General features: G+C 51.1%; 16 protein-coding genes. 15 read left to right on the plus strand and 1 reads right to left on the minus strand.

The genetic code is table 11. The annotated features are described in order from the left end of the window. Positions 1 to 14 precede the first annotated feature (14 nt). The 13 genes from E2I14_RS06320 (at position 15) to E2I14_RS06380 (ending at position 12,465) form a co-directional block, all read left to right on the plus strand. The gene (locus E2I14_RS06320; RefSeq protein WP_133326562.1) at positions 15 to 878 is read left to right on the plus strand and encodes an SH3 domain-containing protein; all 864 of its coding nucleotides are present in this window, start codon (positions 15 to 17) and stop codon (positions 876 to 878) included. A gap of 44 nt (positions 879 to 922) precedes the next feature. Then, positions 923 to 1,582, plus strand: coding sequence for an outer membrane beta-barrel domain-containing protein (locus E2I14_RS06325; protein WP_133326564.1), 660 nt, complete (start codon positions 923 to 925; stop codon positions 1,580 to 1,582). Positions 1,583 to 1,596: 14 nt separating this feature from the next. Next, positions 1,597 to 2,094 (plus strand): peroxiredoxin family protein, encoded by a 498-nt coding sequence (locus E2I14_RS06330; RefSeq protein WP_133326566.1) that lies wholly within the window; start codon positions 1,597 to 1,599, stop codon positions 2,092 to 2,094. Beyond that, positions 2,091 to 2,318, plus strand: coding sequence for a DUF4266 domain-containing protein (locus E2I14_RS06335; RefSeq protein WP_133326568.1), 228 nt, complete (start codon positions 2,091 to 2,093; stop codon positions 2,316 to 2,318). Before E2I14_RS06330 ends, E2I14_RS06335 begins: the two co-directional genes overlap by 4 nt. After that, positions 2,305 to 3,477 (plus strand): DUF3570 domain-containing protein, encoded by a 1,173-nt coding sequence (locus E2I14_RS06340; protein ID WP_227544614.1) that lies wholly within the window; start codon positions 2,305 to 2,307, stop codon positions 3,475 to 3,477. Before E2I14_RS06335 ends, E2I14_RS06340 begins: the two co-directional genes overlap by 14 nt. Before the next feature lie 11 nt (positions 3,478 to 3,488). Next, on the plus strand, positions 3,489 to 4,073 hold the full coding sequence (locus E2I14_RS06345; protein ID WP_133326570.1) for an AraC family transcriptional regulator: 585 nt from the start codon (positions 3,489 to 3,491) through the stop codon (positions 4,071 to 4,073). A 6-nt stretch (positions 4,074 to 4,079) separates the two neighbouring features. After that, positions 4,080 to 6,050: a tetratricopeptide repeat protein gene (locus E2I14_RS06350; RefSeq protein ID WP_133326572.1), complete on the plus strand. Its 1,971-nt coding sequence runs from the start codon at positions 4,080 to 4,082 to the stop codon at positions 6,048 to 6,050. Further along, entirely contained in the window at positions 6,034 to 9,138 is a 3,105-nt protein-coding gene (locus tag E2I14_RS06355; protein ID WP_165967768.1) for a tetratricopeptide repeat protein, read from the plus strand. The genes E2I14_RS06350 and E2I14_RS06355 overlap by 17 nt, the downstream gene beginning before the upstream one ends. Continuing rightward, positions 9,135 to 9,518, plus strand: a complete 384-nt coding sequence (locus E2I14_RS19275) for a hypothetical protein (protein WP_227544616.1) — start codon at positions 9,135 to 9,137, stop codon at positions 9,516 to 9,518. The genes E2I14_RS06355 and E2I14_RS19275 overlap by 4 nt, the downstream gene beginning before the upstream one ends. A gap of 104 nt (positions 9,519 to 9,622) precedes the next feature. After that, a complete protein-coding gene (locus E2I14_RS06365) occupies positions 9,623 to 10,291 on the plus strand; it encodes a MotA/TolQ/ExbB proton channel family protein (protein WP_133326574.1) in 669 nt (222 codons plus the stop codon). A gap of 98 nt (positions 10,292 to 10,389) precedes the next feature. Next, positions 10,390 to 10,884 (plus strand): ExbD/TolR family protein, encoded by a 495-nt coding sequence (locus E2I14_RS06370; protein WP_133326576.1) that lies wholly within the window; start codon positions 10,390 to 10,392, stop codon positions 10,882 to 10,884. Between the two features lie 10 nt (positions 10,885 to 10,894). Next, positions 10,895 to 11,392, plus strand: a complete 498-nt coding sequence (locus tag E2I14_RS06375; RefSeq protein WP_133326578.1) for an ExbD/TolR family protein — start codon at positions 10,895 to 10,897, stop codon at positions 11,390 to 11,392. Continuing rightward, positions 11,389 to 12,465 carry a TonB family protein gene (locus E2I14_RS06380; RefSeq protein WP_133326580.1) on the plus strand — a complete coding sequence of 359 codons (1,077 nt, stop codon included), beginning with the start codon at positions 11,389 to 11,391 and terminating at the stop codon, positions 12,463 to 12,465. The genes E2I14_RS06375 and E2I14_RS06380 overlap by 4 nt, the downstream gene beginning before the upstream one ends. 272 nt (positions 12,466 to 12,737) lie before the next feature. On the opposite strand, the gene E2I14_RS06385 is transcribed toward E2I14_RS06380, so the two are convergent. Next, positions 12,738 to 12,911 (minus strand): hypothetical protein, encoded by a 174-nt coding sequence (locus E2I14_RS06385; RefSeq protein ID WP_165967769.1) that lies wholly within the window; start codon positions 12,909 to 12,911, stop codon positions 12,738 to 12,740. Between the two features lie 29 nt (positions 12,912 to 12,940). Here E2I14_RS06385 and ccmA point away from each other — a divergent pair, with 29 nt between their 5' ends. Together ccmA and ccmB are read left to right on the plus strand one after the other, a co-directional pair. Next, positions 12,941 to 13,579, plus strand: coding sequence for a cytochrome c biogenesis heme-transporting ATPase CcmA (gene ccmA, locus E2I14_RS06390; protein ID WP_133326584.1), 639 nt, complete (start codon positions 12,941 to 12,943; stop codon positions 13,577 to 13,579). Beyond that, positions 13,570 to 14,238: a heme exporter protein CcmB gene (gene ccmB / locus E2I14_RS06395; protein ID WP_133326586.1), complete on the plus strand. Its 669-nt coding sequence runs from the start codon at positions 13,570 to 13,572 to the stop codon at positions 14,236 to 14,238. Before ccmA ends, ccmB begins: the two co-directional genes overlap by 10 nt. Positions 14,239 to 14,253 lie beyond the last annotated feature (15 nt).

The following is a 14,253-nucleotide window of genomic DNA, read 5'->3' on the forward strand; positions in this document are numbered from 1 at the left end:
TGGCCAGCACAACAATGACAAAAGACACCTTGATTTTTCGCGTTCTACTTTCTCGCATCTTGCTCAGCGCTGCAGTGATGCTTACCATCGCACTGCCTGCGCGCCACGCACTGGCCGATGAGCCGGCCAACGAGGCTGCGGTCAACGCCGTAGCCGCTGAGCCAAGTACCACCGACGATCTAGAAGCGCCCAAAGTTAAGTTAAATGTCGCGGATCGCTTGCAAGTCACCGACCCTTACATCGAATTGCACACCGGCCCGGGACGCGGCTTTCCAATATTTTTTGTCGTGCCACGCGGACAGGGCGTTTGGATTGAATTGCGCCATACCGACTGGTTTAAGGTACGCACCGAAGAAGGTAAGGAAGGCTGGGTAACGCGCGCTCAATTAGAAACAACGCTGCTTGCGTCGGGCGAGAAAACGCCATTCCGTGATGTGTTATTGAATGACTTTTTAAACCGCAAAGTACAACTCGGCGCGGCCTATGGTGAGTTCAAAAAAGAACCGATGCTCAAAATCTGGACTAGCTACCGTTTTGCTGAAACGCTCAGCGTGGAAGCCACGGCAGGCCAAGTTCAGGGCGTGTTTTCCGGCACGGAGTTTTGGCACGTTAATCTGATTTCTGAACCTTGGTCCGATCAGCGGATTTCACCGTTTTTTGGCATAGGCTTAGGCAAGTTCAAAAACTTCCCCAATCAAAGCCTAGTAGGTGCGATAGCGACCAATTCCAAATTGGCTGATGCGACCTTTGGCGTGCGTTATTACATCACCGACCGCTTTGTGTTGCGCGCCGACTATTCGATTTATACCGCGTTCGTGGCCGATAACCGCTCGTTGGAATACCGCGCGGCGACGGCTGGCTTGTCGTTTTTCTTCTAACGTATTTTGCAGACCCTCAATTACCTTAATTTGATCGCCCAACCATGAACTTTAAACATCTACGTCACGTTTTGCTCATTTCGGCACAGTTATCCGCGCTCTTGGCGCCTTGCCTCGGTTGGGCGGCAGAAGACCCAAAACCGGCGGCTAACGATCAAATCGTGGTGCCAGAAGTAGCGCGCCGCGACGTGCAATTGCCGCAGTTTCCGTCTAATGATTTTGATTTCGGCTTGTTTGCTGGAACATATTCAACCCAGAACTTTGGGGCAAAAGCCGTAGCGGGCGTGCGCGCTGGTTACAACATTACCGAAGATTTTTTTGTGCAAGCAGTATTAGCCGAAACCAAAGTCAGCGATCAAGCATTCCGCCAAATTTTACCGGGCGGGATTTTTCCGAAAACCTCCGAAAAACTGCGCTACTACGATTTGGACTTGGGCTACAACGTGTTGCCGGGTGAAATTTTCATCGGCAAAAACCGCGCCTTCCCATTCACGTTTTATGTTATCGGCGGCGTCGGTAGCACCTCCTTAAATGACCAAAAGCACTCAACCGTTAATTTCGGCTCTGGCATGCGTTTGTTCTTCAATGATTATTTCTCGGTGCATGTGGATGCGCGTGACCATATGTTCTCCACTGATTTGCTCGGTCAGCGTCAACGCACGCAAAATTTAGAGTTGACCGTTGGTTTGCTCGTGTCCTTTTAAGTGGTGGCTATTGAATGAAATCCCGTCTCTCTTTGTTATGCCTGTTTTTGGCTGCATTAAGTTTTAATCACGCTGCGCTAGCGGCAGTGGCCCCCAATACGTCAGCGCCTGATTTCACCCTGCGCACGGTAGGTGGTCCGAATCTGCGCTTGCAAGAACAACGCGGTCAAGTCGTGTTGATTAATTTCTGGGCAACCTGGTGCGGCCCTTGCCAGCAAGAGATGCCGAAATTGAACGCGCTGTACGAAAAATATCACGCTGCTGGTTTTGTACTCTTGGGCGTGAACGTGGATGACGACGCCAAAAAAGCCGCTTCGGTCGCGCAAAAGTTGGGCATTAAATTCCCTGTGCTGTTGGACACCGATAAAGCAATTAGCCATTTGTACGATTTATCGACCATGCCATCGACCGTCATCATCGATCGCGATGGTCGCGTGCATTATGTGCACAAAGGTTATTTGGCGGGCTACGAAGACACTTACGATAAACAAATTCGGGAACTACTCAAATGACAAAGCGCTGCGCTGTGCTTGCTAGTCTGTTGTGTGTCTTGTGCTTACAAGGTTGCACGATTACCCCGTGGGTCAAACCGTATGAACGCGAAAGCTTGGCGGACCCCATCATGCAATTTTCTCGCGACCCTTTATCGAGCAAGCATTTTGAGCATGTACACGATGTGCGCGAAGCTGCCCGTGGCGCAACTGGCGTAGAAGGAGGCGGCTGTGGCTGTAATTAATCTGCAACGTCAATCCAAGCAAACCAGCGCTGCTAAGTTCGATCAGACGCAGGCCAGCGAGCGCCCCACAGCATGGCGTTTGTTATGGCGCTTGGCGACATTGTTAGGCGGTGTGTTTGCGTTCGAACATGCGCAAGCCACCGATGTGCCAGAAGATTCTGCCGAAGCGATGTACCACTATTACGACGGCGGCGGTGTAATCGCCTCCGGCCCCGCATTATTAGTGCGTAAAAAAGTGAACGACACGCTGTCTTTGTCTGCCGGTTATTACGTCGATTCGGTCAGTAATGCTTCCATCGACGTGGTGACCACTGCCAGTAAATTTAAGGAAGTGCGGCAAGAATATAGTTTCGGCACCGATTACGTGTACCGCGATTCCAAGCTGTCTTTTTCCGCCGCGACCAGCCGCGAGCCAGATTACACGGCCAATAGTTTTGGCTTAGACATCGCGCAGGAAACCTTTGGCGGGATGACTACTGTTAATGTCGGTTTCACACGCGGTGAAGATAAAGTGCTTAAGCATAAAGACCCGACGTTCTCCGATTATGCCCAGCATTGGATGTACCGCTTTGGCGTGGCGCAGATTTTGACGCCGCATTGGATTATGAGCGTCAATGGCGAAATCGTGGCCGATGATGGATACCTCAGCAGCCCCTATCGTGTTGCCCGCGTGTTTGGCGCAGCGGTACCCGAAAACGATCCACGCACGCGTTCATCGCGCGCGGTTGATTTCAAAGTCATCGGTGACTTGGGTTCGCGCGACGCTGTGCATGCCGAATACCGCTACTTCTGGGATAACTGGGCAATCAAGGCCAACACCATGGAGTTTGGCTACAGCCGCTATTTTGGCGAAAACTGGTTAGCCGATACCTCGGTGCGTTATTACCGTCAAACCAAAGCGTTGTTCTACAGCGATAACGCCCAATCCGACACGTTGTACATTTCGCGCAATCGTCAGTTAAGTCAATTTCATGACGCCGATCTGGGCGGTCGAGTGACATATTCGCTGGGCAAAGTGAGTGGCGATTTTGATGTGAAGTTAAACGCCTCGGTGCACTACACCAAGTTTAATTTCGACGACTTTACCGATATCCGCACTGGCAAGCTGTACACCTACGGCGCTAGTTCAGTTCAACTTTATGCTTCAGCCACTTTTTAACGAGTCAAACCATGATGATTAATTTCCGTTCCTTGACAATTGGCCTGATGCTGGGCGGTTTAGTGGCAATCAATTGCGCGGCGCAAGAAGCGCCTGCGGCCTCCGTCCCTGCTGCTCCTGAGAGCGCACCCGCCGCTGAACCCGCTACGCCGCAAGCGTTAGATTCTCGCGTCCAAGGCATCAAAAGCGATGTGATCAAACTTAACCGTGATTTATTGGTGTTGGAAGAAGAATTACTATTCCCAGCGAATACTCAAGTCGCCGTATTTGTGTCGATGGATGTGGGCAAAATGTTTGACTTGGATTCAGTCCAAATCAAAATCGACGATAAATTAATTTCAAACTATTTGTACACGCCATCCGAAGTTAATGCCTTGCATCGTGGCGGTGTGCAGCGTTTGTACTTAGGTAATTTGCGTGCTGGCGAACATGAAATCGTCGCGTTTTTTACTGGCGGTGGCCCACATAATCGCGATTACAAACGCGGCACCACGGTTAAATTCACCAAAGATACGCAAGCAAAATATATCGAGCTGCGTATCCTCGATTCCTCGGCCAAGCTGCAACCTGAATTCGACGTAAAAATCTGGGAGTGATAGGCAATGTCTCTGTCACTTAATTGCCAGTTTCGAGCGCGCCGTAAGTGGGTAGCGATTGCTGCGGCGTTGTGCTGTGCAGCCTCGATCTCGACATCGTCCTGCATCGCTGCGCCGTTAGCTGTCGAGCCATCCACAGCAGATCAACAGCATCCTAATCACGATATTAAAGACCCGCATTACGGCGACGTGTTGTTCCAGTTTTTTCAGGATCATTACTTTGGCTCGTTGACTAGCCTAATGGTCTCGCAGCATTTTGAGCGCGTCTCGCATCATTCCGAAGAAGCTGAAATCCTGCGTGGCGGCATCATGTTGTCCTACGGTTTATTGGACGAAGCCGCCGATATTTTTACCCGCTTAATCGACATGGGCGCAACGCCAGCAACGCGGGATCGTGCTTGGTTTTATTTGGCCAAGATACGCTATCAACGCGGCTATTTTGTGGAAGCAGAACGTGCGATCGCTCAGATTGGCAATGCGCTTCCGCCCGAATTAATCGAAGAGCGTGGCCTGCTGCAAGCCAATCTGCTGATGGCACGCAAAGATTATTCCGATGCAGTCAAAGTGCTAAACGCGCTGAATTTAAACAAATCCGACGATTTAAACGATCGCTACGGTTTATATAACTTAGGCATCGCCTTAATTAAATCGGGCCAAATCAAACAAGGTAGTGACATCCTCGATAAATTTGGTGTGCTACCCGCGCCGGACGAGGAATACCGCGCTCTGCGCGATAAAGCCAATTTGGCCTTGGGGTTTGCTGCGATCAGCGATAAAAAGCCGGTGGAAGCGCGTAACTATTTCGAGCGCATACGCCTAAAAAGTCCAGAAGCCAATAAAGCCCTGCTCGGTTTAGGTTGGTCAGCGATTGCGCAAAAAAATCCAACATTAGCGCTCGTGCCTTGGACTGAACTGACTAAACGCAATCTCAACGATATCGCTGTGCTGGAAGCTAAAATCGCCGTGCCTTACGCCTACGCTGAACTCGGCGCATATGGACAATCGACGGAGTTATATAACCAAGCGATTGCCGATTTCAATACCGAAGATCACGATTTAAACGAATCGATCTCGGCCATTAACAGCGGCAAATTAGTCGAAGCCTTAATCAGCACCAATCCAGGCGAAGAAATCGGCTGGTTCTGGACGATACGCAAGATTCCTAGTATTCCTGCCATGCCGCACGCCGCGCATTTGGATTACGTCTTGGCGCAACATGAGTTTCAAGAAGCGTTTAAAAACTACCGCGACTTGCGTTATCTGAGCCTTAACTTGCAAGAATGGCGCGAGAAGTTGGCGGTATTTGACGATATGCTCGCCAATCGCCGTAAAGCGTTTAGTGAGCGTTTGCCCAAGGTGATGGAGCAATCGAACGAACTGGGCTTAACAGCCTTGCGCGCCAAGATTGAGCAAGAGCAAACTAACATTAATAACGGTGAAAAAGCCGCTAACGGCATCGCTTTCGCTGACAGCAAACAACAAGATTTATTAATGCGTCTAAACCGAGTGCAAAGTATTTTGCAAGCCTACCCCGACGAGCCCGAATTTGCCGCAGCGCGCGAACGGGTGCGTTTGGCCCAAGGTAGCTTGATCTGGCAACTCAACGACGGTTATGCAACCCGCGTTTGGGAAGCGAAAAAAGACATCGCCGTACTGCAAGAACAACTCAAGCAAGCCCAAGCAGTGCAAGACGCTTTACTACAAGCCCAGCACGACGAACCGGCACGCTTTGACGCGTTGGAGGCGCGGATTAAACAGAACGCCCAAACCTTGGATAGCATGATTCCACGCATCGCTGCTCTGACCAAACAACAGCAGTCAATGGTGCAACAGATCGCCACCGATGCGCTCAAACATCAACAACAGCGTTTAGCTCAGTACGCCACGCAAGCGCGTTTTGCGGTAGCGCAGTTATATGACCGAGGAACAGAAAATAATAAATCGAAAGCGGAGGCAGACCATGCGACCACTCCGTAACATATCGCTCTTAACACTGTGTTTGCTCAGCGCTTGCAGCACCAAGCTTCGCCCCGGTCAAACACCCGATACCGAACCAACAATTAAAACGCTGGCTAGTCGTACCATCGTGGTCAACAAAGACCAAGGTGTAGTGACTAGCGAAGCGCAAGCGATTAAAGCCTATCGTAGTTTCTTAGACACCGCTCCCCAAGCACCGCAACGCGCCGAAGCCATGCGCCGCATCGGAGATTTGGAAATGGATAGATTGGAGAGCGCTCAAACGCAAGGCGACCCAGATTTTAGCGCCGCGATTACGAGCTATAAGGAATTTTTAGCGGCTTATCCTAACGACCCGACCAACGACCGCGTGCTGTATCAATTAGCCCGCGCGCAAGAACAAAGCGGTGATGTGGATGCAGCGTTAGCGACTTTAAATCGTTTGGTTGCGAACTACCCCAAAACGACGTACAGCGACGAAGCGCAATTCCGTTTAGGCGAAATGTTGTTCGCTACTCGAAATTACCCAAAGGCCGAAAAAGCCTACAGCATCGTATTGGCGTCCGGTAAATCAGGCCGTTATTACGACCGCGCGTTATACATGCGCGGTTGGTCGCAGTTTAAGCAAGGCCAATTGGACGAAGCGGTGCAATCGTTTTTCGGTGTGCTTGACATTAAAGTCGCTGGTCGCAAAGGCGATGGCGCGCTGGATAGCATCGAAGGCTTAACCCGCGCTGATCGTGAATTGGTGGAAGATACTTTCCGCGTGATTAGCTTAAGCCTGTCAAACATGCAGGGCGCAGAATCGATTGCCACCTACATCAATTCGCCAGAGCGCCAAAGCTACGAATGGCGCGTGTACGAACAATTGGGCGAGCTGTACTTGAAACAAGAACGGGTAAAAGACGCCGCCGATACGTTTAGCCTATTCGTGCGCCAAAAGCCGCTCGATGCGCAAGCTCCGATTTTGCAAGCGCGCGTGATTGAAATGTATGAACGCAATGGCTTTGCCAATTTAGGTTTGCAAGCCAAGAAACAATATGTGGTCAATTACGGCCGCGCCAGCGAATTCCGCGCCGCCAATTCCGAAGGCTGGGAAAAAGCGCAACCGCTAGTCAAAACCAACGTCGCCGATCTCGCCACGTTCTACCACGCTAGCGCGCAAAAGAGTAAAAGTCCTGCCGACTACCAAGAAGCGATTCATTGGTATCGCGATTATTTGGAATCCTTCCCAACCGATGCGGCAGCGTCGAAGAATAACTTCTTGCTAGCCGAATTATTGTTCGAGACCGAGCAGTACGAGCAAGCCAGCAAAGAATACGAAAAAACCGCCTACGGTTACGACACCTTCGCCCAAAGCGCGGATGCTGGTTACGCCGCCTTGCTGAGTTACGCCAACCAGCAAAAGAAAGCACCAGAAGCCGATGTCCCAGCATTGCAGCGTAAAACGGTAGAGAGCGAATTACGCTTTGCGAAAAACTTCGACAACGATTCACGCGCGATGCCAGTATTAGCCGACGCCGCCGATAAGTTGTACACCTTAAAAGATGCAGCGCAAGCGACTGCGGTGGCGCAAATGATTTTAGATCATCAGCCCGCTGCACCCAATGAGCAACGGCGCGTGGCATGGACGATTTTGGCTTACACCGAATTTGAACAAGGCGACTTTGCCCATTCAGAAAAAGCGTTTGGCGAAGTATTAGCCTTAACCGCCGCCAGCAAAGAAAACACCGCGACGCGTTCTGAGTTAACCGAGCGTCAAGCGGCCGCCATTTATAAGCAAGGTGAGCAAGCGCGCAAAGAAGATCATCTGGCCGAGGCGATTAAAGCGTTTGAGCGCGTCATCGACGTCGCGCCGAATTCATCGGTGCGTCCAACAGCGCAGTACGATGCGGCTGCCGGGATGATCGCGTTAAAGCAATGGGATAGCGCTGCGGCGAGTTTGGAAGATTTCAGAAAGCGTTTCCCAACGAATCCCTTGCAAGCGGATGTGGGTAACAAGCTCGCCGCGGTTTATTTAGAAAAAGGGCAATTGGATAGCGCAGCAGCCGAGTTAGAAAAAATTGCTGCCACCAGCAAAGACAACAAAACCGCCAGTGACGCTTATTGGCAAGCAGCGGGTTTGTATGAGAAAGCCGGAGCACGCGCGCCAGCCGAAAAAGCCTACGAACGTTTCTTAAATCTGAACCGCTCCGACTTGCTTTTATCCTTGGAAGCCCGGGCCAAGTTAGCCAATTTAGCCAAGCAGGATAACAACACCAACCGCTACTTAGCGCAGATGCGCGAAATCTATCAAACCGATCAACTCGGCGGTGCAGCGCGTACCGATCGCACTCGTTATTTAGGCGCGGTGGCGGCCTTAGCCTTGGCCGAACCAGTGGCCGATGCATTCCGCAAAATTCCCTTGGTCGAGCCGCTCAAAAAACAGCTCAAGCTGAAAAAGGCCAAGATGGAAGAAGCCTTAAAAGCGTATTCTGTTGCGACCGATTTTGGCGTGGCAGAAATTAGTACCGAGGCTACTTTCCAGATTGCGACGATTTATCGCGATTTTGGTAAATCCTTGTTGGATTCTGAGCGTCCGGCGAAATTATCCAAGCTAGAGCGCGAGCAATACAACGTGCTGCTGGAGGAACAGGCTTTCCCGTTTGAAGAAAAAGCGATTGAAATCCATACCGTCAATGCCGAGCGCAGCGCCGCAGGAATTTACGATCAGTGGGTGAAGAAAAGCTTTGACGCCTTGCGCGGCTTGCAGCCGATTCGTTACGGCAAAACCGAACGTAGCGACGTGAACGCGGAGGCGGTTAAAACGCCCGCCAGCGATCAAGCGGCGGCGCTCAATGTGCAAGGCATCGCGTATCGTCAAACAGGCGACTTTAAACAAGCTGCCAAAGCCTATGAAGATGCCTTAGCGTTGGATGCCAACTGCGCCAATGCCTTGGTCAATCAAGGGATTTTATTGGATATGTATATGGGCGAGCCGCAACGTGCGTTGGATTCCTACAATCGCTACGTGGCCTTAAAGCCTGATGCCGAGGTGGCGAAATGGATTAAAGAATTGCAGAACCGGATCAGTAAATCTGCCGCCGCCAAGCAGGAGAAAAAATCATGATGTTGCGTGGAACTAGCTTAGTGTTAGCCTTGAGTTTATCGGCCTTGGGCTTCGTGCCGATGGCGACTTTGGCGCAAACCAAAGCCGCACCAGCCAAAGCGGCAAAAGCCGATGCAGAACCAGCCGACGTGGATAAAGCCGACATTGATCGTTCGCAAATTATTGGTAACCGCGAATTGCCTAAAGTGCTGTACATCGTGCCGTGGAAAAAGCCCATGCCGGCTGATTTATCGGGCCGCCCCTTAGAGAGCGTGTTGGATGAAGCCTTGGCGCCCGTTGATCGCGATGTGTTTCGCCGGCAGGTAAATTATCAAGAGCAAAGTAAAGCAAATAGCAAAACTCAAGACGCAGCAAAGACAGAAGCACCAAGCGGTAAATAAGCCAAGAGCCAAAAAACTCGACGCAGCACCAACATAGCAATCAATAAACCAAGCAGCAAATAAAACATTTTTCTAATCACCATCGTTCAACGGAGTTTTAAGTTATGGATACCATCAGCCTTGCAATTAAGTTTTTCCGTGATTGCGGATTGTTCATTTACCCAAGTCTGATCATCATGGCGCTGGGAGTCACAATCGCAGTAGAGCGCTTCATCTTTTTGACTAAAGCACGTAGCCAAAATCGCCAATTGTGGGCCCAAGTGCAACCGATGTTGCAACGTGGTCAATTCAAAGAAGTGCTCAAACTCACCGATGAATCTGACGCCGCCGTGGGCAAAATCATTAACTACGGTTTAATCCGCATGCAAAGCCCTGGTCGCCGCGAAGACTACGACACCGCGATGGAAGAAGGCATGATGGAAATCGTTCCTCGTTTAGAAAAACGCACTCACTACATCGCTACATTCGCCAACGTCATTACCTTGGTTGGTTTGCTGGGAACGATTATCGGTTTGATCAAAGGCTTTACCGCGGTAGCCCAAGTTAATCCAGCAGAAAAAGCTGAAATGCTCTCCGGTAGTATTTCGATTGCGATGAATAACACCGCGTTTGCGTTGATGGTGGCGATTCCGTTCTTGCTGATTCATGCATTTTTGCAAGCCAAAACCGGTGAAATCGTGGATGGTTTGGAATCGGCCAAAATGAGCTTTTTGAATTTGGTGCAACGGATTCGTGCAGAGCAAGCGGCCGCAGCAGAAAAAGCACCGCGCTAATATTTTGGCCTTAGGACGCACGAGATTTTGTTCGCAGGTCGTGTAGCGTGAACAAGGATTCGTGAGTTCTGATTCTGTAGAACAAATGACTGGCTATTATGAAAATTAGACGTCTACGCAAAGATGTAGCCCATCTTGAAATTACCGCTTTCATTAATTTGATCGTGGTGCTGGTGCCGTTCTTGCTGTCCACTGCTGTATTCACCCGTTTGGCAGTGATCGACTTGACGCTGCCACCAAAAAACAGCGGCGGCTTTGAGCAAATCAAACCGGATAATCTGCAATTAGAAATCGTGGTACGTAAAGAAGCGTTGGAAGTCGGCGACCGCATTGGTGGCTTGATTCAACGGATTCCAGCGACCGAAACGGGTCCCGATTTAAAAGCCTTATCCGAATTGGCGCAGCAAATTAAAACCCGCTTCCCAACCAAGACCGAAGCAACCGTGTTGGCGGAGCCCGATACGTCCTATGACACGATAGTGAAAGTCATGGATGCGCTGCGTTCTGGTCATATGGCGCAGGGCGATAAGTTAGTGCGCTCGGAATTGTTCCCCAATATTTCTATCGGTGATGCGCCGATAAAATCACGTTAAAGGACGCTTTATGAGACTCACAGCGCGTCAACGACGAGAAGAACGCCGCAACCGCAATTCCAACGCGGTGGACATGAACTTGGTGTCCCTGATCGACGTATTTACCATTTTGATTTTTTTCTTGTTATCCAATTCGGTCGGCGTCGAATCGTTGCCTAGTCCAAAGGCCGTGATGTTGCCGGAATCGATATCCGAAATCAGCCCGCGCGATACGGTAGTGGTGATCGTTAGCGCCGCCGATATTTTGGTCGAAGGGCGCAAGGTCGCCGATGTCAACGATGTGCTCGCCAAAGACGGTGACGTCATCGCTTCCTTGCAAGCGGAATTAGAACAGGTTCAAGCCGATCGTAAAGTCGTTCGCAAAGAAAACGAAGAGTTAAGCCACCGTCTGACGATTATGGGCGATAAAGAAATTCCGTATCGCTTGCTACGCAAAATCATGGTGACCAGCGCACGCGCTAATTTTAGTGACGTGTCGTTTGCGGTGCGCCAAAGGAGTGATTCATGAGCGCATTAGCAGTCTCTTTCCGCTCACAAATAGCGCCGTGGGCCGGCTCGCAGGAAGACGACGAACGCTTTAATCGCGTGCTGCGTTATGTGTTCATCCTGTGTGCGCTGTTAATTTTGGCCGAATTGCTGCTGCCCTTGGTTATGCCAGAACCGACCAAATCGGCGGAGCAGCGTGAGCAAATCACGGCGATGATTATTGATAACGTCAAACAAGCACCGCCACCACCGGTAGTGGAAGAACAGACCAAGCCAGATTTAACTAAGCCCGAAAACAAAGCGTCGGACACCAAAACCCAAGAAACGGTACAAAAGGCCAAACCAGCTCCCGATGCGCGGGTTCCAAAACCAAACGCGCCTCCGGGTGAACTCGATGCGGCGCGCCGCAAAGCGTCAGGCGTTGGTTTGTTGGCGATGTCGAATGACTTAGCCGAAATGCACGGTGCACCGATGGCAGTGCAATTGGCTCCGGTCAAACCGGGTGCAGGTGTAGGAACGGGAACTGGCGTTGGCGTGGGCGCAGGCAATGAAGAAGGTTTGCCAGATCGCTCGATGATTACCTCGAATGCCAGCGGCGGCAGCGGCGGGATTAATACGGCAGGCTTTAGCCGTAATTCTGGCGGCGGCGGTTTGGCTGGACGCTCAACTACCTTGGTCGCGGGTGCGGTAGCAGGCGGCGGTGGCGGTGCGGGGCACGACTCAGTTGGAACCGGCAACGGCACAGGCAGCGGCGCGGCAGGCGCGGGCAAGGGCGGTAACGTACAGCGTGGTAACGGCGGCAAGGCGTCGCGCTCGTTGGAGGACATTAAGTTGGTCTTTGAAAAGAATAAGGGTGCTATTTATGCCATTTATAACCGGGCTTTGCGTGAAGAGCCGGGTTTGCAGGGCAAAGTGGTGCTGAAGCTCAAGATTGCACCGGGCGGCAACGTAATTGATTGCCGTATAGAATCAAGTGAACTAAAATCGCCTGATTTGGAAGCGAAGTTGTTGGCGCGGATACGGCAGTTTGATTTTGGGGCTAAGGATGTGAATGTAATGGATGTGAGTTGGCCGGTGGACTTTTTGCCTTCGTAATGTTGCTTGTCGGTGCTTTGTTAGATTAATTGCCTTTAATCGTTAACGTGGCACTTGGGGCAGGGTAGCACCCGCCTCCCTATAGTGCGGAAGTGTTCGCTTGGATGCGAACACTGTTTCGCAAGCGTTGGGTGGCAACCGAAACCCACGCTGCACTGACGGCTTGCAGCTTTTTGCTTCGCACAAAAGGTAATCCAAAAAAGGTCACTACGCTATTTCGGACCCCGCTATTATTGTTCGAAAAAATGGGACAGAAGCGAAACTCGCTGCGCTCAAACAGCGTTCCTTTCTGAACCATTTTTTTCGAAAAATAGTCGGTCGAAATAGAGTGGTATCAGTTCACGAGCCACTTCAACAGCCATTGTACTATTCAGTTCAAACGCCACTGCGACTGCATCAACAACTTCTCTGGCAACATCACTTGCCACTTCCCCAGTAATTTCCATTTTTATTTCTACCTTCACAAAGGACTCGGATGACATTGCAAGCCTTTCAGCTGGCCTGCTTGCGCGGCGATCGGGAGTTGTTTTCTCAACTGGATGTGACCGTGCATCCGGGTGAAGCCTTGCATGTTGTTGGGAATAATGGGACCGGAAAAACAAGTTTGCTGCGGATTTTGGCGGGGCTAGCTTTGCCGTCCGAGGGTGAAGTGCGTTGGGCTGGCGAAGATATTCGGAATGCGCCTATGGCGTTTCGCAGTCAGCTTAATTATTTTGGGCATTTGAATGCGCTCAAAGATGATTTGCTGGCTTGGGAGAGTGTGGTGATCTCGTCGGCTATTTTGGGTAAAACTATTCGCCCTGATGAAGCCTATTCGGCGCTGGATTTGCTGGGCGTGCAGCATATTGCTGAGTTGCCGGTGCATGCTTTATCGCAGGGGCAAAAGAAGCGGGTAGCGTTGGCGCGTTTGCCGTTTTGTTCGCATACGCCGCTGTGGTTGTTGGATGAACCATTTGCGGCATTGGATGAATTGGCGATTTCGCATGTGGCGGGATTGATAGGGCGGCATTTGGATAATAACGGCTTGGTGGTGTACACCACACATCAGGAGGTGGCGCTGCCATCGGGTAATCGGCGGGTGCTGGATTTGAATGCGGTGGCAGCATGTGGCTGACTTTTAGCGCTGTGGTACGGCGCGATTTATTGCTGTCGTTTCGGCGTCGGGCCGATGTGTTGGCCTCGTTTTTCTTCTTTGTGTTGGTGGTGATGTTGTTCCCGCTTAGCGTCGGACCAGAATCGGCATTATTGAAGACGATTGCACCGGGGATAGTTTGGGTCGCGGCGTTGTTAGCCTCGACCTTGGCATTGAGCCGTTTATTTGCTGCTGACTTTGCGGATGGCACCTTAGAACAAATGCTGCTCTCACCCGAACCGCTTTCGGTGATCGTTCTGGCAAAAATTACTAGTCATTGGCTGGTGTCGGGTTTGCCGCTGGTGCTGTTGTCGCCGCTGATCGGATTGCAATTTGGTTTAGCGGGCGACGCGTTGGTGGCCTTGTTTTATAGCTTGTTGATCGGCACACCAGTGTTAAGCCTGATTGGTGCGATTGGCGCAGCGTTGACCTTGGGGGCGCGTAATGGCGGGGTGTTAGTATCGTTATTGGTGCTGCCGCTGTGTATTCCAGTACTGATTTTTGGCGCGGATGCGGTAGCCACACAAATCACGGGCAATGGCGGCTCAGCGCAATTGATGCTGTTAGGCGCAATGCTTGCTAGTGCGGTGGCGCTCGCGCCGTGGGCTACCGCCGCAGCGTTGCGGGTATCAGTCGAATAATGGTGCAATCGGTTT

This window comes from Sapientia aquatica, from assembly GCF_004358105.1.
Classification (GTDB): domain Bacteria; phylum Pseudomonadota; class Gammaproteobacteria; order Burkholderiales; family Burkholderiaceae_D; genus Solimicrobium; species Solimicrobium aquaticum.

Bases quoted from the DNA above. Each gene is read 5' to 3' on its own strand.
- E2I14_RS06320 (WP_133326562.1), top strand. From the start codon at position 15: ATGACAAAAGACACCTTGATTTTTCGCGTTCTACTTTCTCGCATCTTG.
- E2I14_RS06325 (WP_133326564.1), top strand. From the start codon at position 923: ATGAACTTTAAACATCTACGTCACGTTTTGCTCATTTCGGCACAGTTA.
- E2I14_RS06330 (WP_133326566.1), top strand. From the start codon at position 1,597: ATGAAATCCCGTCTCTCTTTGTTATGCCTGTTTTTGGCTGCATTAAGT.
- E2I14_RS06335 (WP_133326568.1), top strand. From the start codon at position 2,091: ATGACAAAGCGCTGCGCTGTGCTTGCTAGTCTGTTGTGTGTCTTGTGC.
- E2I14_RS06345 (WP_133326570.1), top strand. From the start codon at position 3,489: ATGATGATTAATTTCCGTTCCTTGACAATTGGCCTGATGCTGGGCGGT.
- E2I14_RS06350 (WP_133326572.1), top strand. From the start codon at position 4,080: ATGTCTCTGTCACTTAATTGCCAGTTTCGAGCGCGCCGTAAGTGGGTA.
- E2I14_RS06355 (WP_165967768.1), top strand. From the start codon at position 6,034: ATGCGACCACTCCGTAACATATCGCTCTTAACACTGTGTTTGCTCAGC.
- E2I14_RS19275 (WP_227544616.1), top strand. From the start codon at position 9,135: ATGATGTTGCGTGGAACTAGCTTAGTGTTAGCCTTGAGTTTATCGGCC.
- E2I14_RS06365 (WP_133326574.1), top strand. From the start codon at position 9,623: ATGGATACCATCAGCCTTGCAATTAAGTTTTTCCGTGATTGCGGATTG.
- E2I14_RS06370 (WP_133326576.1), top strand. From the start codon at position 10,390: ATGAAAATTAGACGTCTACGCAAAGATGTAGCCCATCTTGAAATTACC.
- E2I14_RS06375 (WP_133326578.1), top strand. From the start codon at position 10,895: ATGAGACTCACAGCGCGTCAACGACGAGAAGAACGCCGCAACCGCAAT.
- E2I14_RS06380 (WP_133326580.1), top strand. From the start codon at position 11,389: ATGAGCGCATTAGCAGTCTCTTTCCGCTCACAAATAGCGCCGTGGGCC.
- E2I14_RS06385 (WP_165967769.1), bottom strand. From the start codon at position 12,911: ATGGAAATTACTGGGGAAGTGGCAAGTGATGTTGCCAGAGAAGTTGTT.
- ccmA (WP_133326584.1), top strand. From the start codon at position 12,941: ATGACATTGCAAGCCTTTCAGCTGGCCTGCTTGCGCGGCGATCGGGAG.
- ccmB (WP_133326586.1), top strand. From the start codon at position 13,570: ATGTGGCTGACTTTTAGCGCTGTGGTACGGCGCGATTTATTGCTGTCG.